This window comes from Pseudomonas sp. CK-NBRI-02, assembly GCF_008124495.1.
GTDB classification, from domain to species: Bacteria; Pseudomonadota; Gammaproteobacteria; order Pseudomonadales; family Pseudomonadaceae; genus Aquipseudomonas; species Aquipseudomonas guariconensis.
In genome coordinates, this window is record NZ_VSJH01000008.1 from 308,059 (window position 1) to 330,087 (window position 22,029).

The 22,029-nt window shown below is 63.8% G+C and carries 18 protein-coding genes; 8 read left to right on the top strand and 10 right to left on the bottom strand.

What is annotated here, in order from left to right; translation table 11 throughout:
• Positions 1-54: 54 nt before the first annotated feature.
• The 3 genes from sutA to glnK all read right to left on the bottom strand — a co-directional run bounded on the left by sutA (position 55) and on the right by glnK (position 2,551).
• Positions 55-381, bottom strand: coding sequence for a transcriptional regulator SutA (gene sutA / locus DQ397_RS09250; RefSeq protein ID WP_043213429.1), 327 nt, complete (start codon positions 379-381; stop codon positions 55-57).
• Positions 382-838: 457 nt separating this feature from the next.
• Positions 839-2,170: an ammonium transporter gene (locus DQ397_RS09255; RefSeq protein ID WP_043213430.1), complete on the bottom strand. Its 1,332-nt coding sequence runs from the start codon at positions 2,168-2,170 to the stop codon at positions 839-841.
• Between the two features lie 42 nt (positions 2,171-2,212).
• On the bottom strand, positions 2,213-2,551 hold the full coding sequence (gene glnK / locus DQ397_RS09260; RefSeq protein ID WP_002555808.1) for a P-II family nitrogen regulator: 339 nt from the start codon (positions 2,549-2,551) through the stop codon (positions 2,213-2,215).
• Positions 2,552-2,938: 387 nt separating this feature from the next.
• On the opposite strand from glnK, the gene DQ397_RS09265 reads away from it, so the two are divergent.
• The 4 genes from DQ397_RS09265 to DQ397_RS09280 all read left to right on the top strand — a co-directional run bounded on the left by DQ397_RS09265 (position 2,939) and on the right by DQ397_RS09280 (position 7,886).
• Positions 2,939-3,202, top strand: a complete 264-nt coding sequence (locus tag DQ397_RS09265) for an accessory factor UbiK family protein (protein ID WP_043213432.1) — start codon at positions 2,939-2,941, stop codon at positions 3,200-3,202.
• A gap of 180 nt (positions 3,203-3,382) precedes the next feature.
• On the top strand, positions 3,383-4,870 hold the full coding sequence (locus tag DQ397_RS09270; RefSeq protein ID WP_043213434.1) for a YifB family Mg chelatase-like AAA ATPase: 1,488 nt from the start codon (positions 3,383-3,385) through the stop codon (positions 4,868-4,870).
• A 164-nt stretch (positions 4,871-5,034) separates the two neighbouring features.
• A complete protein-coding gene (locus DQ397_RS09275; protein ID WP_043213436.1) occupies positions 5,035-6,822 on the top strand; it encodes a monovalent cation:proton antiporter-2 (CPA2) family protein in 1,788 nt (595 codons plus the stop codon).
• Between the two features lie 152 nt (positions 6,823-6,974).
• On the top strand, positions 6,975-7,886 hold the full coding sequence (locus DQ397_RS09280; protein WP_043213439.1) for a LysR substrate-binding domain-containing protein: 912 nt from the start codon (positions 6,975-6,977) through the stop codon (positions 7,884-7,886).
• Between the two features lie 95 nt (positions 7,887-7,981).
• Here DQ397_RS09280 and DQ397_RS09285 read toward each other — a convergent pair whose 3' ends face one another.
• The 4 genes from DQ397_RS09285 to ycaC form a co-directional block, all read right to left on the bottom strand.
• Positions 7,982-9,823 (bottom strand): amidohydrolase, encoded by a 1,842-nt coding sequence (locus DQ397_RS09285; protein WP_167358081.1) that lies wholly within the window; start codon positions 9,821-9,823, stop codon positions 7,982-7,984.
• Between the two features lie 291 nt (positions 9,824-10,114).
• Complete coding sequence (locus DQ397_RS09290) at positions 10,115-10,933, bottom strand: alpha/beta fold hydrolase (RefSeq protein ID WP_043213444.1); 819 nt, start codon at positions 10,931-10,933, stop codon at positions 10,115-10,117.
• A 39-nt stretch (positions 10,934-10,972) separates the two neighbouring features.
• Positions 10,973-11,524, bottom strand: coding sequence for an antibiotic biosynthesis monooxygenase (locus tag DQ397_RS09295; RefSeq protein WP_043213446.1), 552 nt, complete (start codon positions 11,522-11,524; stop codon positions 10,973-10,975).
• 59 nt (positions 11,525-11,583) lie between these two features.
• Positions 11,584-12,213: an isochorismate family cysteine hydrolase YcaC gene (gene ycaC / locus DQ397_RS09300; protein ID WP_043213448.1), complete on the bottom strand. Its 630-nt coding sequence runs from the start codon at positions 12,211-12,213 to the stop codon at positions 11,584-11,586.
• A gap of 237 nt (positions 12,214-12,450) precedes the next feature.
• On the opposite strand from ycaC, the gene DQ397_RS09305 reads away from it, so the two are divergent.
• Positions 12,451-13,878 (top strand): mechanosensitive ion channel family protein, encoded by a 1,428-nt coding sequence (locus tag DQ397_RS09305; RefSeq protein ID WP_043213450.1) that lies wholly within the window; start codon positions 12,451-12,453, stop codon positions 13,876-13,878.
• 91 nt (positions 13,879-13,969) lie between these two features.
• Here DQ397_RS09305 and DQ397_RS09310 read toward each other — a convergent pair whose 3' ends face one another.
• Together DQ397_RS09310 and DQ397_RS09315 are read right to left on the bottom strand one after the other, a co-directional pair.
• Positions 13,970-15,256: an FAD-binding oxidoreductase gene (locus DQ397_RS09310; RefSeq protein WP_043213452.1), complete on the bottom strand. Its 1,287-nt coding sequence runs from the start codon at positions 15,254-15,256 to the stop codon at positions 13,970-13,972.
• 157 nt (positions 15,257-15,413) lie between these two features.
• Positions 15,414-16,904 (bottom strand): aldehyde dehydrogenase family protein, encoded by a 1,491-nt coding sequence (locus DQ397_RS09315; RefSeq protein WP_043213031.1) that lies wholly within the window; start codon positions 16,902-16,904, stop codon positions 15,414-15,416.
• 136 nt (positions 16,905-17,040) lie between these two features.
• Between DQ397_RS09315 and DQ397_RS09320 the strand changes: the two genes are divergently transcribed.
• A complete protein-coding gene (locus DQ397_RS09320) occupies positions 17,041-17,931 on the top strand; it encodes a LysR family transcriptional regulator (RefSeq protein WP_043213029.1) in 891 nt (296 codons plus the stop codon).
• A 119-nt stretch (positions 17,932-18,050) separates the two neighbouring features.
• Positions 18,051-19,436 carry a VOC family protein gene (locus DQ397_RS09325; RefSeq protein WP_043213027.1) on the top strand — a complete coding sequence of 462 codons (1,386 nt, stop codon included), beginning with the start codon at positions 18,051-18,053 and terminating at the stop codon, positions 19,434-19,436.
• Between the two features lie 64 nt (positions 19,437-19,500).
• On the opposite strand, the gene DQ397_RS09330 is transcribed toward DQ397_RS09325, so the two are convergent.
• Entirely contained in the window at positions 19,501-20,451 is a 951-nt protein-coding gene (locus DQ397_RS09330) for a LysR substrate-binding domain-containing protein (RefSeq protein WP_052352480.1), read from the bottom strand.
• A 156-nt stretch (positions 20,452-20,607) separates the two neighbouring features.
• Here DQ397_RS09330 and DQ397_RS09335 point away from each other — a divergent pair, with 156 nt between their 5' ends.
• On the top strand, positions 20,608-21,996 hold the full coding sequence (locus tag DQ397_RS09335; RefSeq protein WP_043213025.1) for a NorM family multidrug efflux MATE transporter: 1,389 nt from the start codon (positions 20,608-20,610) through the stop codon (positions 21,994-21,996).
• The last annotated feature ends 33 nt before the right edge of the window (positions 21,997-22,029 follow it).

The window sequence follows — 22,029 nt, forward strand, 5'->3', positions numbered from 1 at the left end:
CCCGCGCCCACAAAAAAGCCCGCAGCGACGGCGGGCTTTTTTGCGTTCAGCCACTCAGATAGGGCGGCTGCCGTACTTGTTGTCCGGCTTTTTGGGTGGATCGGCGACCACGTTGGCTTCGACCTCCTGAACCTTGCCACCACGCGCAAGGAACTCTTCCATGGCCTTGGCCAGCGCATCGCGCTCCTTCTGCTTGGCTTCCATGCTTGGCATCTCGTCCACCGAGACCGCCGCCTTGGATTTACCCTTGGCTACCGGTGCGGGGCTGTCGTCTTCGCCAGCGTCTTCCGCGCCGTCGTCGGCCGCAGCTTCAAGGCCCTCATCGGCCTCGTCTTCATCGCCTACTTCGAGGTCGTCATTTTCCAGATCGTCGTCGCTCATGTTCTACCTCATGACTTGCGAAAAGCAGGTTAGTTATAGACCAGTGGAGCCGTAGACCGGCAGCCACCAGTGAAAATTCAACTGGCCGTGGGTTGGCCACTGCCCGGACGTCTCTCTCCTGATGTGGAGACTGTCGCCCAACAGGCTCTGCTCCTGGCAGAACCTGAAAAATCATCGAGCCATCGGCCGGAAAAAAGCGCCGGCAGCACCTGCTGGCCATGCGCTACTGGCAAGCCTAGCAAAGGGTGGAGAAGTGTGTGGACAGCTCATCGAACACCCTTCGGCGCGCATTCTAGCGCGCTCGTTGAAAAAGCAAAGCTCCCTGAACGCCCAGCGCGTTGTAAGTTTTAGGCCTGTGTCACGAACGTGCCGGGTAAACCGTTTGCTCTTCGCTAAACAGCGAAATCCAGGCAAAAAAATGCCCGGCGAACCGGGCAAGTTTTCCAGCGCGTCGCGGTTACAGGTTGTAGCCGCGCTCGTTGTGTTGAGCCAGATCGAGGCCGACCGACTCTTCTTCTTCGTTGACCCGCAGCCCCATCAACACGTCCAGCACCTTGAGGATCACGTAGGTGACGATGGCGGTGTAGACCACGGTGAAAAGCACGCCCTTGGTCTGCACCCAGACCTGCGCGGCGATGTCGGTGACCGCGCCGAAGCCGCCCAGGGCAGGCGCCGCGAACACACCGGTGAGAATGGCGCCGACGATACCGCCGATGCCGTGCACACCGAAGGCGTCCAGGGAGTCGTCATAGCCCAGCTTGCGCTTGAGGCTGGTGGCGCAGAAGTAGCAGATCACGCCTGAAGCCAGGCCGATGATCAGCGCGCCCATCGGCCCCACGGTGCCTGCCGCCGGGGTGATGGCCACAAGGCCTGCGACCACACCGGAGGCGATGCCCAAGGCGCTGGGTTTGCCGTGGCCTATCCACTCGGCAAACATCCAGCCCAGCGCTGCGGCGGCGGTGGCGATCTGGGTGACCAGCATCGCCATGCCGGCGGTGCCGTTGGCCGCGGCGGCGGAACCTGCGTTGAAACCGAACCAGCCGATCCACAGCATGGCCGCGCCCATCAGCGTATAGCCCAGGTTGTGCGGGGCCATCGGGGTGGTCGGGTAGCCTTTGCGCTTGCCCAACACCAGGCAGCAGACCAGGCCGGCGATACCGGCATTGATGTGCACCACGGTGCCACCGGCGAAGTCGAGTACGCCCCAATCCCACATCAGCGCGCCATCACCGCTCCAGACCATGTGCGCGATCGGCGCATAGACCAGGGTGAACCAGACGCCCATGAACACCAGCATGGCCGAGAACTTCATGCGTTCGGCGAAGGCGCCGACGATCAGCGCCGGGGTGATGATGGCGAAAGTCATCTGGAACGTGATGAAGACTGCCTCGGGGAACAGCGCGGTGGCCGAGGTCAGGTTCTGAGGCGTGACGCCGCTCAGAAACGCCTTCGAGAAGCCGCCGACGAAGGAATAGAGATTGACCACGCCCTTTTCCATACCGGTGGTATCGAATGCCAGGCTGTAGCCGTAGACCACCCACAGAATGCTCATCAGGCCGGTAATGGCGAAGCATTGCATCATCACCGACAGCACGTTCTTGGAGCGGACCATGCCGCCATAGAACAAGGCCAGACCCGGAATGGTCATGAACAGCACCAGCGCCGTGGCAGTGAGCATCCAGGCGGTATCGCCGGAATTCAACGCCGGGGCAGCTTCCTCTGCCAAGGCCAGGCCGGGCATTACGAGGGACAATAGGGCTCCTAGCCCTGCGATCTTACGCAGAGTCATGTTGTTTTCTCCTGGGGCGTTGGGTTTGTGAGGCGGTGTTACTTAGATCGCGTCGGTATCGGTTTCGCCGGTACGGATGCGGATGGCCTGCTCCAGATTGACCACGAAGATCTTGCCGTCACCGATCTTGCCGGTGTTGGCGGCCTTGGTGATGGCTTCGATGACACGGTCAAGGTCCTTGTCGTCGATCGCGACGTCGATCTTCACCTTGGGCAGGAAATCGACCACGTACTCGGCACCGCGGTACAACTCGGTATGGCCTTTCTGCCGACCGAAGCCTTTTACTTCGGTCACGGTGATGCCCTGCACGCCGATTTCCGACAGCGACTCGCGCACGTCGTCCAGCTTGAACGGCTTGATGATGGCAGTGACTAGCTTCATGAAACTTCTCCCGATTTGGTGGACTTGCCCCAGGAAAACAAACCCGTCTCAAGTCTAAGCGCAGCGGTTGGCTTTGTAACCCGTCGTCGGAGCCCTCTCGCCAAAGTCGAGGGGCCGTTGGTTCCAGCCTCGCACTGCCTGGTCACAAGAACTGCATCAGTGCATGGCTCGAAATGGTCTTTGCAGAAACCTTGCCACTTCGGATAACCCGAGCAAAAACAGTCGATTACGCTCAGAGGCAGGCTTTGGCCAATCGCCAGCAGAGAAAACACGCACAACTTCGGTGCGTCGAACCGCTGCAGACTGCGCAAAAAATGTGCAGGGCAAACGCCATCCAGGTGCGTGCTACACTGCGCACCTCTCAACGATTCAAGCGGACAGCCCAACATGCTCGCGCCCAAAGCCTTTCTCGACGCCCTGAGCGACCAGGCCTCTCGCCTGTTCAGCGGCGACACCGCACAGCCACGCGCCGAACTGGAGAGCCAGTTCAAGGTCCTCATGCAGGGCGCCTTCAGTAAGCTGGACCTGGTCAGCCGGGATGAATTCGACAGCCAGATGGTAGTCCTGGCGCGCACTCGCGCACGCCTTGAAGCCCTGGAAAAGCAGGTGGCCGAGCTGGAAGCGCGGATCGCTCCGTCCGCTGAGCAATAACAGCCGCCCGCTTTCGCCGATGCCTGTTCTGCGGTGTTCTCATGAACACCGCGGTCCCTACAGGCCGTCGGTCACTCCCTGCAAAACCCCGACGCACTCTTTCGCAATCGCCCTTCCCCAGGCGCTCTATGCTTGCCCAACCGCAGGAAGCGGTTTTCCCCAAGCGACCACGGAGTGTCCATGTCCCTCGCCCTCGTCCACAGCCGCGCCCAGGTCGGCGTGCTGGCGCCTGCTGTCAGTGTCGAAACCCATCTGGCCAACGGCCTGCCCACCCTGACCCTGGTCGGTCTGCCCGAAGCCACGGTCAAGGAGAGCAAGGACCGCGTGCGCAGCGCCATCGTCAACTCCGGCCTGGACTACCCCGCCCGACGTATCACCCAGAACCTCGCCCCGGCCGATCTGCCCAAGGACGGCGGGCGTTACGATCTGGCCATCGCCTTGGGCATCCTGGCCGCCAATGGCCAGGTTCCGGTGGCGCCCCTGAGCGAAATCGAGTGCATCGGCGAGCTGGCGCTGTCGGGTGGATTGCGCCCAGTGCAAGGCGTGCTGCCTGCGGCACTGGCTGCGCGAGAGGCTGGGCGAGCCCTGGTGGTACCCAGGGAGAACGCCGAGGAAGCGAGCCTGGCGAATGGCTTGGTGGTCTACGCGGTGGGCCATCTGCTCGAGCTGGTGGCCCACCTCAACGGCCAGTCGCCCCTATCACCCTTTGCAGCCAACGGCCTGCTGCTGCGGGAGCGGCCCTACCCGGACCTCAGCGAGGTCCAGGGCCAGACTGCCGCCAAGCGTGCGCTGCTGGTGGCTGCGGCCGGTGCACACAATCTGCTTTTCACCGGACCGCCCGGCACGGGCAAGACCCTACTCGCCAGCCGCCTGCCCGGGTTGCTCCCGCCGCTGGATGAGCACGAGGCTCTGGAAGTGGCGGCAATCCAATCGGTCAGCGGTCATAAGCCGCTGGACTGCTGGCCCCAGCGCCCCTTCCGTCATCCTCATCACTCGGCGTCAGGCCCGGCCCTGGTGGGCGGTGGCAGTCGACCTCAACCGGGCGAGATCACCCTGGCGCATCATGGCGTGTTGTTTCTGGACGAACTGCCGGAGTTCGAGCGACGCGTGCTCGAAGTGCTCCGCGAGCCGCTGGAGTCAGGGGAAATCGTGGTGGCCCGTGCCAAGGATCGCATACGCTTTCCTGCACGCTTTCAGCTGGTAGCGGCCATGAACCCCTGCCCTTGCGGTTACCTGGGTGATCCCACCGGGCGTTGCCGGTGCAGCACCGAGCAAATCCAGCGTTATCGCAACAAGCTGTCCGGCCCGCTGCTCGACCGGATCGATCTGCACCAGACCGTGGCCAGGGAAAGCACCGTACTGACCCACCAGCCCTGCGGCGAGTCCAGCGCCAGCGTCGCCCGCCTGGTGGCCGAGGCACGTGAGTTACAGCAGCGGCGCCAGGGCTGCGCCAATGCCTTTCTCGACCTCAACGGCCTGCGTCGCCACTGTGCGCTGGAAGCGGTCGACCAGACCTGGTTGGAAAATGCCTGCGAGCGCCTGACTTTGTCCCTGCGGGCGGCCCATCGCCTGCTCAAGGTAGCCCGTACCTTGGCAGACCTTGAACAGAGAGAATGCATTGGGCGTGCGCACCTGGCCGAAGCGCTCCAGTATCGACCAAGCACCTGATCATCAGACAGCACCCGGTTCGCGGATAATCCGCTGCCCAAAGGTATCGATTCCGGAACGATGCTTCCCGAAGCGACGGGATTGTCCTGTTTGCTGCTCAAGACGAAAATGCCCGCCTCTGCTATCCATTGCCTAACCCTCTCGTCGCTCAAGGAGTCCGAGCCATGCCCCACGAAGCCAGCCTGCTGCAAACGGCGGTGATTTTCCTGCTTGCCGCCGTCATTGCCGTACCCCTGGCCAAGCGCCTGCAACTGGGGGCGGTAATCGGCTATCTGCTCGCTGGTGTGGCTATCGGGCCCCAGGCACTGGGGCTGATTCGCGACACCGAGAGCGTCGCGCACATCTCCGAGCTGGGCGTGGTCCTGCTGCTGTTCATCATTGGCCTGGAGCTCTCGCCACGGCGGCTGTGGCTGATGCGCAAGGCGGTGTTCGGCGTGGGTCTGGCCCAGGTGCTGATGACCGGTGCGGTCATTGGCGCCATCGCCCTGTTCGGCTTCGGCCAGCCGCTGCCCAGCGCCATGGTGCTGGGCTTGGGCCTGGCCTTGTCGTCCACCGCATTCGGCTTGCAGAGCCTGGCCGAAAGCAAACAGCTCAATGCCCCTCACGGTCGCCTGGCCTTCGCCATCCTGCTGTTCCAGGACATCGCCGCCATCCCCTTGATCGCCCTGGTGCCACTGCTGGCCGCCAGCGGCCCGGACACCAGCCATGGCGACAGCCTGCAGCATGGTCTGCAGGTATTCGCCAGCATCGCCATCGTCATCGTCGGCGGCCGCTACCTGCTGCGCCCGGTATTCCGCACCGTGGCCCGTACCGGCCTGCCGGAGGTGTCCACCGCGACTGCGTTGCTGGTGGTGATCGGCACCGCCTGGCTCATGGAGCAGGCCGGCATTTCCATGGCCTTGGGCGCCTTCCTCGCCGGTCTGCTGCTGGCGGACTCGGAGTACCGTCACGAGCTGGAGTCACAGATCGAGCCGTTCAAAGGTCTGTTGCTGGGGTTGTTCTTCATCAGTGTGGGCATGGGCGCCAACCTCGGGTTGCTGCTGGAGATGCCGCTGGTACTGCTCGGCCTGACCCTGCTGCTGGTGGCAGTGAAACTGCCGTTGCTGATGCTGGTCGGGCGCCTGGCCGGCGGCTTGAACACCGCCAGCGCCCTGCGCCTTGGCGTGGTGCTGGCGGCAGGTGGCGAATTCGCCTTCGTGGTGTTCAAGCTGGGCAAGGACCAGGGCCTGTTCGATGCCCGTACCCACGACATGCTGCTGATGACCATCACTCTGTCGATGGCCATCACCCCGCTGTTGCTGCTGGCCTGCGCACGCCTGCTCAAGCGCCCGCAACCGGCTCGCGAGGTGCCGGAGCACTACAAGAGCATCCAGGCCGACACGCCACGGGTGGTGATCGTCGGCATGGGCCGCATGGGCCAGATCGTCTCGCGCATCCTGAGGGCGCAGAAAATCCCCTTCATTGCCCTGGACACCTCGGTGGACACAATCGAGATGACTCGCACCTTCGAACAGGTTCCGGTGTTCTACGGCGACCCGCAGCGCCCGGAGGTCTTGCATGCGGCCAAGGTTGGCGAGGCCGAGTACGTCATCATCACCACGGATGATCCGGAAGTGACCACCCGCACCGCCGAGCGGGTCAAGCGCCTGTATCCGCACCTGAAGGTGATCGCCCGGGCGCGCAACCGCCAGCATGTGCACAAGCTGATGGACGTGGGCGCCGAGCCGATCCGTGAGACGTTCTATTCCAGCCTTGAGATGAGCCGCCGCACCCTGCTCGGACTGGGCTTGTCGGGCGAGCAGGCCGCAGACCGAATCCAACGCTTCACCGAACACGACGAACAAGTGCTCGAAGCGCAAGGCCGCGTGCGCGACGACCGGGCCAAGGTGATGCAGACCGCCCAGGAAGCGCGCAAGGAGCTGGAGCGGCTGTTCGAGTCGGATGCACCGTAGGCCATAGCCTCAGCGCACCGCTATGCCTGCGAAGATGGACTGATCCTGCATGGGCCGCACAGCGGCCCCTACTCATTCATGGGCCTTCGCCGCTCAAAACAGACTCGCTACGGTAGACTGCGAAATCCCTCGCCTGCGTTTCGAGAATGCCCATGGAAGACCTCAACTCCCTCTACTACTTCACCCAGGTAGTCGAGCACGGCGGTTTCGCGCCGGCCGGCCGGGCCCTGGACATGCCCAAATCCAAGCTCAGCCGGCGCATCGCCGAACTGGAAGAGCGCCTGGGCGTGCGTCTGCTGCATCGCACCAGCCGGCACTGCTCGCTGACGGAAGTCGGCCAAGCCTATTACCAGCGCTGCCTGGCCATGCGGGTGGAGGCCGAGGGGGCCGCCGAAATCATCGAGCGCAACCGCAGCGAGCCCCGCGGCCTGGTACGCATCAGTTGCCCCACGACCTTGCTCAATGCCTGGGTGGGGCCGATGCTGACGCGCTACATGGCCAAGTACCCGCAGGTGGAGTTGTTCATCGAGAGCACCAACCGCCGGGTCGACCTGCTTCACGAAGGCTTCGACATCGCACTGCGGGTGCGCTTCCCGCCGCTGGAGAATACCGACATGGTGATGAAGGTGCTGAGCAATAGTACTCAGTGCCTGGTGGGGCAGCCGTCGTTTCTCGAACAACTGCCGGAAAACTTCGAGCCGCAGATGCTGGGCCAACTGCCCAGCCTGCATTGGGGTAGTTCGCAGCGTGAGTACCAGTGGGAATTGTTCCAGGACGAAAGCATGGCGCAGAAGCTGGTGATCGCACATAAGCCCAAGGTAGTCACTGACGACCTGTTCGCCTTGCGTCACTTTGTGGTGGCAGGTGTGGGAATCGCGCATTTGCCACGGGTAGCGGTGCGCGAAGACCTGGCGGCAGGCAGGTTGGTGGAAATGCTGCCGGGTTGGCACCCGCGCTGCGGGATCGTCCATGCGATCTTCCCGTCCCGGCGGGGGTTGCTACCGTCAGTGCGGGCGTTGATCGATCATCTGGCCGAGGAGTTCGCGGTCAGCGATATGGCGTGAGTTGGCGGGTGACGCTTTGCAGCCCTGGCACGCGGTCGCCAGCCCCCACAAGAGCCTGTTGAATGCTGTGGGGGCCGGCGCCAGCCTGGTGGCTTTCAGAAGGCGAAGCAGGAACAGCCCAACGCTCCCCAGAAGCCCTGGAAGTCATTCACCGGCACGGTCGAATGACGCGCTTTCTCATGGCTGTGCGCATGTACGCCGCACGGCCCGACACATTGATGTGCCACCGCCGCCAAGGACGGTGTACCCACCCGCCAATGCCCCGGAACCTTGGTCACCGGCGACCACTCCGGCAGCACCGGCACCTGGGGCGGTCCGAGCTTGTCGAACTCCGCTGCGCCATAGACCACCTTGCCATCGACAATGGTCAGCACCGACTCGATGCCCTTGATCGCCTCTTCATCGACACTGAAGAAGTCAAGTGACAGTGCCGCCAGGTCCGCCAACTGCCCCACCTTGATCTGACCTTTCTTGCCCTGCTCGCTGGAGAACCAGGCGCTGCCCTGGGTGAACAGTTGCAGCGCAGTCTCGCGGCTCAGTCCCTGCGGATACAACGCCATGCCACCCACGGTCTTGCCGCTGACCAACCAGTACAGCGAGGTCCACGGGTTGTAGCTGGACACCCGTGTCGCGTCGGTACCGGCGCCCACCGGCACGCCCATGTCGAGCATGCGCTTGATCGGTGGCGTCTGCTCGGCAGCCTTGGCGCCGTAGCGGTCGACGAAGTATTCCCCCTGGAAGGCCATGCGGTCCTGGATGGCGATGCCACCGCCCAGCGCACGCACTCGCTCGATGTTCTGCGGTGTGATGGTCTCAGCATGGTCGAAGAACCATGGCAAGCCATTGAACGGGATATCGCGATTGACCTTCTCGAACACGTCGAGCATGCGCGAGATCGATTCGTTGTAGGTGGCGTGCAGGCGGAACGGCCAGCGCTGCTCAACCAGATGGCGCACCACCGGCTCCAGTTCCTGCTCCATGGTCTGCGGTAGATCCGGGCGCGGCTCGAGGAAGTCCTCGAAGTCGGCGGCGGAGAACACCAGCATCTCGCCGGCGCCGTTGTGGCGGAAGAAGTCGTTGCCGCCATGCAGCTTGACGCTGGAGGTCCAGTTCTTGAAATCGGCCAGCTCCTCCTTAGGCTTCTGGGTGAACAGGTTGTAGGCAATCCGCACGGTCAACTGGTTGTTGTCGGCCAGTTCCTGGATCACCTGGTAGTCGTCCGGGTAGTTCTGGTAGCCACCACCGGCATCGATAGCGCTGGTCAGGCCCAGGCGGTTGAGCTCACGCATGAACTGGCGCGTGGAGTTGACCTGATACTCCAGCGGCAGCTTCGGCCCCTTGGCCAAGGTGGCGTAGAGGATCATCGCGTTGGGACGCGCAATGAGCATGCCGGTCGGGTTGCCGAACTTGTCACGCTGGATCTCGCCGCCTGGTGGGTTGGGCGTCTCCTTGGTGTAGCCCACGGCGTTGAGGGCGGCACGGTTGAGCAGCGCGCGGTCGTAAAGGTGCAGCAGGAACACCGGCGTGTCCGGTGCGGCCTGGTTGATTTCTTCCAGCGTCGGCATGCGCTTTTCGGCGAACTGGAATTCGTTCCAGCCACCGACCACTCGCACCCATTGGGGCGTGGGGGTGCGTGCGGCCTGGTCCTTGAGCATGCGCAGGGCATCGGCAACCGATGGCACGCCTTCCCAGCGCAGTTCCAGGTTGTAGTTCAGGCCACCGCGGATCAGGTGCAGGTGCGAGTCGTTCAGACCGGGGATCACCGTGCGTTGCTTGAGGTCGATGATCTGCGTGGTGTTGCCTTTGTGGGCCATGGCCTCGGCGTCGCTGCCCACGGCAATGAAGCGGCCGTCCTTGATGGCGACGGCGGTCGCGGTGGGCTTCTCGCGGTCAACAGTATGCAGTTTGCCGTTGAACAGAATCAGGTCGGCGGACATGGAACCTCCTTGGCTTGTTGCGTAAGCGGAACCGGCTTGGCCGGCGAAAGGCAATGCGGACCAGAGCGCGCCGGCGGCACCGAGGACGGTACTGGTGGCGAGGAACTGGCGACGGGTCTTGTCGTTGCGATCCTTGGACATGGTCTTCTCCGTCTAGGCGGCAGCGGCCGGAGCCGCTGCGGGGCATGCCGATAAGTGCAGTGCGGTGGGTTGTGAAAGGGTAGCCCTGTTCACCATTTGTGCTGCCTGGCGAGCTCGATTCGCGGGCTCACCCGTGAAAGCCTGCCACGATCACTTCTGAAGAAACGCCAGCAGATCTTCGTTCAGCTGCTGGGCATGGGTCACTGCAAACCCATGCGGTGCCCCGGCATACACCTTCAGCTCAGCCCCGCGGATCAACGCCGCCGCCTGCTTGCCGGTGGTCTCGAACGGCACGATCTGGTCGTCGTCGCCATGGATGACCAACGTCGGTACATCGATCTTCGCCATGTCCGGACGGAAGTCGGTCTCGGAGAAGGCTGTCACGCAGTCCAGGGTGCCCTTGATCGAGGCCATCAGGGCGATGTTCAAGGTCTGGGTCTGCACGCCTTGGGAGACCTGCTGCCCATGGTTCAGGCCATAGAACGGTGTGGCGAAATCGGCGATGAACTGCGCACGGTCGGCACGCAGACCGGCACGGATGCTTTCGAACACCGACAGGTCGACCCCCTCGGGGTTGTCGTCACGCTTGCCGAACACCGGCGTCACCGCCCCCAGCAACACCAGCCCGGCCACCCGCTCGCTGCCGTGACGGGCGATGTAACGGCTGACATCACCGCCCCCCATCGAGAAGCCGACCAGGGTCACGTCACGCAGATCGAGGTGTTCGATCAACTGGGCGATGTCATCGGCGAAGGTGTCGTAGTCGTAGCCATCCCAGGGCTGGCTCGAACGCCCGAAACCACGGCGGTCGAAGGCGATGGCGCGGTAGCCGCGGCTGGCCAGGAACTCCATCTGCGAATCCCACATGTCGGCGTCCAGTGGCCAGCCGTGGCTGAACAGCACAGGCTTGCCGCTGCCCCAGTCCTTGTAATAGATCGAAGTGCCATCGCGGGTAACGAGGGTGGTCATATCGGTATCTCCTTGAAAGTGTCGAGCTAAAGGCGTGGTTCAGCCGCGCAGCCAGTCGGCGCAGCGACGGGTTACCCACGGCATGATGTAGAACACCACGGGCAGGATGACGAACAGGTTGACGATCAAGTTGCCGGTGATCGCGCCGCCCAACTGCGGAAAGCGCGCGAAAAGCGGCGACAGCAGTTGCGGGATGACCAAGGTCATGGGGCAGATCACCAGGTAAGTCAGCAGCGCCTGCTTCCAGCGCGGCGGTTGGGATGCACCGGTGGTGGGCGGGGTGAACCAGAACTCCGGATCGTCATGGACCTGGGTCTGGTCGCCTTCCTCCAGCAGCGGCAGCACCTCGTTGATCAGCGCCTGGCGCTCGGGAGAGTCGACCCAGGCCTGCAGCTGGTCGGCCTCAGCGAAGCGCACCACGGTGGTGAACTGACGGCCACCGTCGTCAGGACGGATCACATTCACATCCAGATGACCCGGCTGCTGGCGGGCCACGCTGACGGTGTGCCGCAACCAGGCTTCATAACGCGCCAGCGCATCGGTGCGCACTTTGTGCTGGATGACCAGCGTCACCACGGTACGGTTGTTCATCGGCCTTCCCCTGGACAAGATGAGGCCAGACGCCGGGATCCGGCGCCTGGTGAAGTGGGTTACTTGCCAGCAGTCAGCGTGCTATAGCTGGTCATCAGGTTGCGGTAGTCCGGGATGTGGTTGGAGAACAGGGTACCCAGGCCCTCGATGTCGTTGCGCCAGTCGCGGTGCAGCTCACAGGCCACGCCGAACCAGGTCATCAGTTGCGCACCGGCCGCTTCCATCCGGCGCCAGGCGGCGTCGCGGGTCATCTCGTTGAAGGTCCCGGAGGCATCGGTGACCACGAACACTTCGAACTCTTCTTCCAAGGCCGACAGCGCCGGGAAGGCCACGCACACTTCGGTCACCACACCCGCGATGATCAGTTGCTTCTTGCCGGTGGCCTTCACCGCCTTGACGAAGTCTTCGTTGTCCCAAGCGTTGATCTGGCCTGGACGCGCGATGTAGGGGGCGTCCGGGAACTGCGCCTTGAGCTCCGGTACCAGCGGGCCGTTGGGGCCTTGCTCGAAGCTGGTGGTGAGGATGGTCGGCAGGTTGAAGTACTTGGCCAGGTCCGCCAGGGCCAGCACGTTGTTCTTGAAGCGGTCAGGCTCGATGTCCCGTACCAGCGAGAGCAGGCCTGCCTGGTGGTCGACCAGCAGTACGGCAGCGTTGTTCTTGTCCAGGCGGTTGTAGGTGAATTTGCTCATGGTCTGTGTTCCTTCAGTGAGTGAGTTGGGGTGTTGCCTTGACTGCATGGGTACAGATTAAAAACATCACCTTTGAAGCACTAGATAGCGAAAACTGGCTCTAGCGTTCTATTTTCGGAACGATGATCGAAGCGACACCCTTTGCGAGCCTTTTGCCGCTGTGCGGCCCCGGCTCCATTGCCTGCCCGCCCAACCTGCTCTTTACTACCCACAGCCTTTCTCTGTCGCGAGACTTCCATGCTGGCGTTCATTCAGTCCTCCCCGCTGTTGCTCGGCGCCGCCCTGCTGCTGCTCGACCTGGTGTTATGGCAATTGATCCCGGTCGAGCGCCGGGCCTGCCGTATCGGCGCTCGGCTGGTTATTTTCCTGTTGTTCAGCTGGGTCCTGTTGGCGGCGGGCATGAGCCCGTTGCAATCGGCGCCCTGGGTGGACGACGTGCCCCGCAACCTGATGGCCACCGCGCTGGAGATCGCCTGGTGGCTGTTCTTTGCCCGTACCGTGACAGTGGTGTTCGGCCTGGTGCTGATCGCCCGGGGCGGTCATGGCGGGCGGTTATTGCAAGACGTGCTCGGGGCACTGATCTTCGTGGCAGCGGTGATCGCGGCAGCGGCCTACGTGATGCAACTGCCGGTCAAGGGTCTGCTGGCAACCTCAGGCGTCATGGCCATCGTCATCGGCCTTGCATTGCAGAGCACCTTGGCGGACGTGTTCTCAGGCATCGTGCTCAACACTACGCGGCCTTATCAGATTGGTGATGCGATCTCCATCGACGGTACCGAGGGCAAGGTGCTGGACATCGACTGGCGCGCCACGCGCCTGCTCACCGGCAATGGCAGCCTGGCGGTGGTGCCCAACTCGGTGGTGGCCAAGGCCAAGCTGCTCAATTTCAGCCGTCCGGCGGACGTGCATGGGGTGTCGATCAGCGTGGTGGTGCCGGCCAAGGTGCGCCCCAAGCGGGTATTCGATGCGCTGGAAAAAGCCCTGCAGGGCACCAGCGCGCTACTCACGACACCGCCGCCCAAGGTGACCGTGAAAGCCTCAACGCTAGAGTCGGTGGAGTACGAGGCCAGCGGGTTCGTGGCGACCATGGAGCGCAAGGTCGAGGTGCGCAACCAACTGTTCGACCTGGCCCATCGTCATCTGGAGGCCAACGGGGTGATGTGGAACGTGGACCTCGCCCTGCCCCCACGCAGTCGCCAGCGCGAGCTGCTGGATGACGTGCGGGTGTTCCGCTCCTTGACCAGCGATGAACGCGACGCCTTGAGCCAGCGCATGACCGCGGTGGAATACCTGGCGGACCAAGTGATCCTGGGCGTGGGGGAACACTCCGACTATGTGCTGGTGATCGGCAGTGGCGTGGTGTCGGCGTCGATTCGCGATGGCGAACGCCTGATCGAAGCCGGGCGCATGGGGCCTGGCGAGGTGCTGGGAATCGAAGGCCTGATCGACGAGGAGGAGTCGCTGGCCGAATTTCGGACCCTGACAGGCTGCCTGCTCTATCGCATCGACAAGGAGCAGGTGCGCAACTGCCTGGCCCAGCGGGGCGAGGTACAGACCGCTCTGACCAAACTGCAGCGTTTCCGTCGTCAGAACCGGGAGTCCTTGCTGATGCAGAAACCGCCCGTGGTGAAGAAAGGCGGCTTCCTCAGCTGGCTGCACAAGTGATGCGTCCAGGCGCCTTTCGCGGGTAGACCTAGTCCTACAAGGCCAGCGCTGCCCTGTGGAAGCGGGTTTGCCCGCGCACAAGCCGACGCGGTCAGAGCACCACCCGCAGGCATTGTCCCGCGTGATACAGCGAGAAGCCCGACTCATAGAAGGCCGTGCGCAGCGAAGGCGCGCTGACCGGCTTCATTGGCGAGAACGGGATCGGCAGGCTGTTCGGGTCATCCTTGAGCAGGAACTCGGCGAACGCACGGCCAATCACCGTCCCAGTCGTGTTGCCCCGGCCGTTGTAGCCAGTCACCGCCACCAGCCCAGGGGCCGGCTCGAACAGGCGCATCAAGTGATCCGGCGTGAAGTCGATGCAACCGGTCCAGTGCATCTCCCACTCGACCTTGCCCAGCTCCGGGTAGTAATGGCTCTGGATGCGGTCTGCCCAGCTGCGCACGAACCAAGCCGGCTTGTTGTCCACTCGGCCGAGGCTGCCGAGCAGCAGACGGCCTTGGTCGTCGCGGCGAATGCTGCTGAGCACGGTGCGGGTGTCCCAGGAGCCCTGGCCATGAGGCAGGACCTTGTCGGCCGCGGCGCCCTGCAGCGGCTTGGAAGCCACCTGGTAGTAGTAGCCACGGAAGAAGTGCTTCTGCAGGTTGCTCCACTCGCCTTCGGTGTAGGCACCGGTGGAGATCACCACCTTGTCGGCGCGCACCGAGCCGCGAGCGGTGTTCACTCGCCAGCCATCGCCGTCGCGCTCAAGGCCTTCGACCGAAGATTGCTGGAATACCCGTCCGCCCAGGCGTGCCACGGCGGCAGCCAAGCCCTGGGTGTAGGCCATCGGGTTGATGGTGCCGGCGCGGCGGTCGAGCAGCGCGGCGGAAATCTTGTCGGTGCCGCAGTATTCCTGGCAGCGGGCCCCGGTCAGCAGCTCGACATCCGCGCCGCGACGACTCCACTGGGCGTGACGCGCCTCGAGGTCGGCAATGCCAGTGGCGTTGTGTGCCATGTGCAGGGTGCCTTTGTGCTGGGCCTGGCAGTCGATGCCGAGGCGCTCGATCATCGCGAACACTTCGGCAGGCGCTGCGCCGAGAACTTTGTTCAGGCGGCTGCCCTGCTCCAGGCCGAGGGTCGCCTCGACATCGTCGGGACGGATCCAAGTGCCGGCATTGACCAGACCGACGTTGCGTCCAGAGCCACCATGGCCGATCTTCCAGGCCTCCAGCAGGATCACCGACTTACCCTGTTCGAGCAGGTGGATCGCTGCGGACAGCCCGGTGATGCCGCCGCCGATCACACAGACATCGGCCTTGTGCTCACCCGCCAGCGCCTGGGCGGCGACGGTCGGCTTGGTGACGAACTCCCACAGACATTCTTGACGCAATTCGGACATGGCCCGGCTCCAGCAGTGTTGTTCTTGTTGGGGCCGCTGCGCGGCCCTTTCGCGGCTGGACCCGCTCCCACAGCTACATCACAGGTCAAAAACCCTGTTGTACCTGTGGGAGCGGGTCCACCCGCGAACCGGGGGCAAGGCCCCCGGCCTGCGATCATCAGTCGAACACGATCCCCTGCGCCAGCGGCAGCTCGCGCGAGTAGTTCACGGTGTTGGTCTGACGACGCATGTAGCCTTTCCAGGCATCGGAACCGGACTCACGACCACCGCCGGTTTCCTTCTCGCCACCGAACGCGCCGCCGATTTCCGCGCCGCTGGTGCCGATGTTGACGTTGGCGATACCGCAGTCGCTGCCCGAGGCGCTCTGGAAGCGTTCGGCCTCACGCAGGTCGGTGGTGAAGATGCACGACGACAAGCCTTGCGGTACTTCGTTATTCAGGCGCAGGGCCTCTTCGAAGTCGTCATAGGCCAGCACATAGAGGATCGGGGCGAAGGTCTCGTGGCGCACCACCTCGCTCTGGCCCGGCATCTCGACGATGGCCGGCGAAACGTAGTAGGCGTTGGGGTATTCGCTGGCCAGCTGGCGCTCGCCGCCGAAGACCTGGCCACCTTCGTCGCGGGCCTTGGCCAGCGCGCCTTGCATGGCGTCGAAGGATGGCTTGTCGATCAGCGGGCCGACCAGGTTGTCCTTGCGTGGGTCACCGATGCGCACCTTGCCGTAGGCGGCTTTGACGCGGGCAACCACTTCGTCCTTGATGGAGCGGTGCACGATCAGGCGACGCAGGGTGGTGCAGCGCTGGCCCGCAGTACCGACCGCGGCGAACAGGATGCCGCGCACGGCCAGGTCGAGATCGGCGCTCGGGGCCAGGATCATGGCGTTGTTGCCACCCAGCTCGAGGATGCTGCGGCCAAATCGGGCGGCTACACGTGGGCCCACTTCGCGGCCCATGCGGGTGCTGCCGGTGGCGCTGACCAGCGGTACGCGTGGATCATCCACCAAGGCTTCGCCGGCTTCGCGACCACCGATCACCAGCTGGCTCAGGCCTTCCGGTGCATCGCCAAAGGCTTTCAGGGCCTTCTCGAACAGTGCCTGGCAGGCCAGGGCGGTCAGCGGGGTCTTCTCGGACGGTTTCCACACCACGGCGTTGCCGCAGACCAGCGCCAGCGCGGTGTTCCAGGCCCAGACCGCTACGGGGAAGTTGAAGGCGCTGATGACGCCGACCACGCCCAGCGGGTGCCAGGTCTCGCGCATGTGGTGGCCTGGACGCTCGGAAGCGATAGTCAGGCCGTACAGCTGACGCGACAGGCCAACGGCGAAGTCGCAGATATCGATCATTTCCTGCACTTCACCCAGGCCTTCCTGGGTGATCTTGCCGGCCTCGATGGACACCAGTTCGCCCAGCTCGGCCTTGTGTGCACGCAGCACTTCACCGAACAGACGCACCAGCTCGCCACGGCGCGGGGCCGGCACGCTGCGCCAGGCTTCGAAAGCTTTGTGGGCCTGGTCGATGCGGGCAGTGGTCTCGGCTTTGCCGAGCAGTTTCACCGAGGCGATCTGGCTACCGTCGATCGGGGTGTGAACAGGGTAGTCACCCTGGGTGTAAGCCTCGGCGGCAACGCCAAGGCGCTCGAGCAATCCAGCGACCATGTGCTTCTCCTACAGGGGGTGAAGGGTTGAAAACCTGATGTGGATCAGTATTAATCCGATGACACTAGCGCAACAAACGACCTTTATTCCGCATATCATTCCGTCAGGTAATGATCCTCCTGCCGTAGAGACCGCTATGTCCAAACGCCTGGTACCCTCGATGACCGCCTTGCAGTGCTTCGAGGCTGCTGCTCGCCACTTGAGCTTCACCCGCGCGGCCGAAGAGCTGCACCTGACCCAGAGCGCGGTCAGCAAGCAGGTCGCGCAGCTCGAAGAGATGCTCCGGCATCATCTGTTCCTGCGTATCCGCCGACGTTTGCAACTCACACCAGCCGGCTCGCTGTACCTGGCCGAAGTCAACAAGATTCTCACCCAGGTGGACATGTCCAGCCGCTACGTCCTGACCTATGGCGAGCAGACCGAAGTATTGAAGGTAGCCACCCAACCAAGCTTTGGCGTGCGCTGGTTGATTCCGCACCTCAAGGGCTTCGGCAAGCGCTACCCGAACATTCATTTGGACATCCGCAACGAAATGGAGCCTTTCGCCCTGCTTCAGGGCTCGGCGGATGCAGTGTTCTTCTATGGCCAGGGCACCTGGCCAGGCGCCACCTGCGTGGAGCTGTTCGGCGAAGAGGTGGTGCCGGTGTGCGCGCCGGAGCTGTTGCAAGGCCGTGAGCTCAAGGACGCCAGTGCGGTGGCGCAGCTTGTGTTGTTGCAAAGCACCTCGCGCCCGGAGGCCTGGCACGAGTGGTTCCTGGAGCAAGGGCTGCATACCGACAACAGCTACCACGGGCCACGCTTCGACACCTTCTATATGGCGCTGAGCGCGGCCCAAGCCGGTTGCGGCGTGGCGCTGGTGCCCCGCTACCTGGTGGCCAAGGAACTGGCCGAGGGCAGCCTGGTGATGGCCTGGAACCATGCGATGAAGAGCAACGGCGCGCATTACCTGGCGTTCGCCGAACATGCCGCGGAGGTGCCGAAGGTGCGGGCGTTGGTGGAGTGGATCAAAGACCAGCTGCAAGGCTGATAGGTGGGACCAGAAGGTCGATCCAAAAAGGAATGACACCTGCACTTTTTTTCGCTTGTGGGGAAAGTGCATTCCCAGCTTTCATGTAAGGGTACTCACTCACCCCCAGGAAGCTAGCGATGCCCGCCCACGATTTCGTCAGCCCCGACAGCATCCGCGCGCAGTTCTCTGCCGCAATGTCCCTCATGTACAAACAGGAAGTGCCTCTGTACGGCACGCTGCTGGAGCTGGTGAGTGAAATCAACCAGCAGGTCATGACCCAGCAGCCCAAGATCGCCGAAGCCCTGCGCTGGACCGGTGAAATCGAGCGCCTCGATCAAGAGCGCCACGGCGCCATCCGCGTCGGTACCGCCGAGGAGCTCGCGACCATCGCCCGCCTGTTCGCGGTCATGGGCATGGAGCCGGTCGGCTACTACGACCTGAGCAGCGCCGGCGTGCCTGTGCATTCCACCGCGTTTCGCGCGGTACACGAGCAGTCCCTGCACATCAGCCCGTTCCGCGTGTTCACCTCGCTGCTGCGCCTGGAACTGATCGACAACCCGCAGCTGCGCGAACTGGCCCAGGGCATCCTGGCCAAGCGCAAGATCTTCACCCCGCGGGTGCTGGAGCTGATCGCCCAGTGCGAGCGCGACGGCGGCCTGAGCGCCAGCGATGCCGATACGTTCGTGCAGGAAGCGCTGCACACCTTCCGCTGGCACCAGGACGCCACTGTCACGGCCGAGCAGTACCAGCAATTGCACGACCAGCATCGCCTGATCGCCGATGTCGTGGCCTTCAAGGGCCCACACATCAACCACCTGACCCCACGTACCCTGGACATCGACGCCATCCAGCTGGGCATGCCAGCCAAAGGCATTCCGCCCAAGGCTGTGGTCGAAGGCCCGCCCACCCGCCGACACCCGATCTTGCTGCGTCAGACCAGCTTCAAGGCGCTGCAGGAAAAGGTCGCGTTCAGCGATGCACAAGGCAGCCACACCGCGCGTTTCGGCGAGATCGAACAACGCGGTGCGGCGCTGACCCCCAAGGGTCGCCAGCTCTATGACCGCTTGCTCGACGCCACCCGCGAGGCCCTGGGCGGCGCACCGGCCGAAGCCAACGCCGAACGCTACATGGCGCTGCTCAAGGCGCAGTTCGCCGAATTCCCGGACGACCTGGTGCAGATGCGCGAACAGGGGCTGGCGTACTTCCGCTACTTTGCCACCGAAAAAGGCTTGGCCGCCCGCGACCAGCAAGGTCGTCCGACCACCCTGCAAGGCCTGATCGATGCCGGCCACGTGCATTTCGAGGCGCTGGTGTACGAAGACTTCCTGCCGGTCAGCGCCGCCGGGATCTTCCAGTCCAACCTGGGCGACGATTCCCAGGCCGAGTACGGCAGCAACGCCAACCGCGAGGCATTCGAAGCGGCACTGCAGATGAAGGTACAGGATGAACTGGCGCTGTATGCCCAGAGCGAGCAGCGCTCACTCGAGGCTTGTGCCCAGGCGCTGAACCTCAAGTCGCTGTAAGCCATTAGCCGGTAAACCCGCTCCCAGGCCCCTTCAGGAGCGGGTTTACCCGCGAACAGCCAGATCAATCGGAATTCGAGCGATCCCGCGATTGGGTCTCAAGGATGCTCACATCCGGTAGGTTCATCGCCGCCGCCTCTTCCTGCAAGAAGGCGCTCAACCTGCGCAAACGCTCTCCCCCAGGCCTCGTTCGTGGCCACACCAGGTAGTAATCCATGCCACTGGGCACCGCTGTCGGCCACGGCAGACTCAGGCGTCCCTGGGCCACGTCCTCGGCCACCATCAGCAGATCGCCCATGGAGATGCCATAGCCACGGGCAGCTGCGATCATGCCCAGCTCCAGGGTATCGAACACCTGCCCGCCCTTGAGCGAGACCTTGTCGGTGAGCCCCATGCGCTCCAGCCAGGCGCGCCAATCGCGTTTGTCCGGCGTCGGGTGCAACAGCTCGATGCCGGCCAGGCGTCGCTCGTCCCATGGGCCATCATCGAGCAGGCCCGGCGCGCCCACCGGGATCAGCAGCTCGGAGAACAGCCGACGCACCTCCCAGTCCGCGGGAAATAACCCATCGCTGAGCAACACCGCACAGTCGAACGGCTCCTGATTGAAGTCCACATGGTCCACGTCCATCCAGGCGCTGGTCAGTTGCACCTCGTTGCCTGGCTGCAGGTGACGGAACTGGCTCAGGCGCGACAACAGCCAGCGCATGGTCAAGGTCGACGGGGCCTTCATGCGCAAGATGTCGTCTTCGCCGCGCAAGGTGTCGCAGGCCCGCTCCAGCGCACTGAAGCCCTCACGCACGCCGGGCAACAGCACCCGCGCCGCCTCGGTCAGTTGCAGGCTGCGACCGTTGCGCACGAACAAGCGGCAGGCGAAGTGATCCTCCAGGGTGCGGATATGCCGGCTGACCGCGCTCTGGGTGATGGACAGTTCCTCACCGGCGCGGGTGAACGAGCTCAGCCGAGCGGCGGCTTCGAATGCGCGTAGCGCATAGAGCGGGGGAAGCTGACGAGACATCTGGCACCTGCCCAGCGGGGCGAGAATGGAATGCACAGGATCATATATGCATGAGTCCGACTCATGCCAACGATCGCATTTATCCTTTTGTGCAAAGTTGACCGAAGCCTCAGAATCAACGGCTCGCTCAACAGATTCAGGAAAAAGGACATCCCAATGCACGTCGCGCCCACCACCGAACTCAAGGCTCTGCTGCGCCTGGCCGGCCCGCTGATCGCCTCGCAGTTGGCGCACATGCTGATGGTACTGACCGACACCCTGATGATGGCCCGCATCAGCCCACAGGCCCTGGCCGGGGGTGGACTGGGGGCCGCCAGTTATTCGTTCGTGTCGATCTTCTGCTTGGGCGTGATTGCTGCGGTCGGCACCTTGGTCGCCATCCGCCAGGGCGCCGGGGACGTTCCCGGCGCGACCCGTCTGGCGCAGAACGGCCTGTGGCTGGCCTGGGGCCTGGCCCTGGTGGCCGCGCTGGTGCTGTGGAACCTGGAGCCGGCCCTGCTGCTGTTTGGCCAACAGCCGGAGAACGTCGCCTCGGCGATGGAATTCCTCACGCTGCTGCCGCTGGCCCTGCCCGGCTACCTGACCTTCATGGCCCTGCGTGGCTTCACCAGCGCCCTGGGCCGTTCGACGCCGGTGATGGTCATCAGCCTGGTGGGCACGGTGCTCAACTATGTGTTCAACCATGCGCTGATCGAAGGCATGTTCGGCCTGCCCAAGCTGGGCCTGATGGGCATCGGCCTGGTCACGGCGGTGGTGTCGATGGGCATGGCCATTGCGCTTGCCCTGTACATTCGCTGGCACAAGGCCTACGCCGCCTACCCGCTGCGCAAGGGCCTGTCGCGCCCATCCCTGCCCGCCTTGCGCGAGCTGTGGCGCCTGGGCCTGCCGATCGGCGGCACCTACATGGTAGAGGTCGGCCTGTTCGCCTTCGCCGCCCTGTGCATGGGGGTGCTGGGCAGCACGGAGCTGGCGGCGCACCAGATCGCCCTGCAGATCGTCTCCACCGCGTTCATGGTGCCGACGGGCCTGTCGTATGCGGTGACCATGCGCGTGGGGTTGTACTACGGTGGTGGGAATCTGCTGGCCGCACGCAGCGCCGGGCGGGTGGGGATCGGTTTCGGGGCGATGATCATGTTCGCTTTCGCGGCATTGTTCTGGTTACTGCCCGATACGCTGGTCGGTTTGTTCATCGACCGTGACGACCCAGCTTTCGCGGCGATCTTCCAATTGGCCGTGAGCCTGGTGATGGTCGCGGCCTGGTTCGAATTGTTCGATGGCATGCAGACCATCGCCATGGGTTCTATCCGCGGGCTGAAGGACGCCAAGACCACCTTCCTCATCGGCCTGTGCTGCTATTGGCTGGTGGGGGCACCCAGCGCCTGGCTGTTCACCTTCACCCTCGGCGGTGGCGCGGTGGGTGTGTGGTGGGGCCTGGCCTTGGGGCTGGCCTGCGCAGCGGTGGCGCTGCCCCTTGGCTTCGAGTGGCGGACCAAGCGGATGCTGGGCAAGGCGCACAAGGCTGAAGCTGCACCGATGTCGGTGTGATCCCACAGGGCTGGCGAAGCCCTGTGGGAGCGG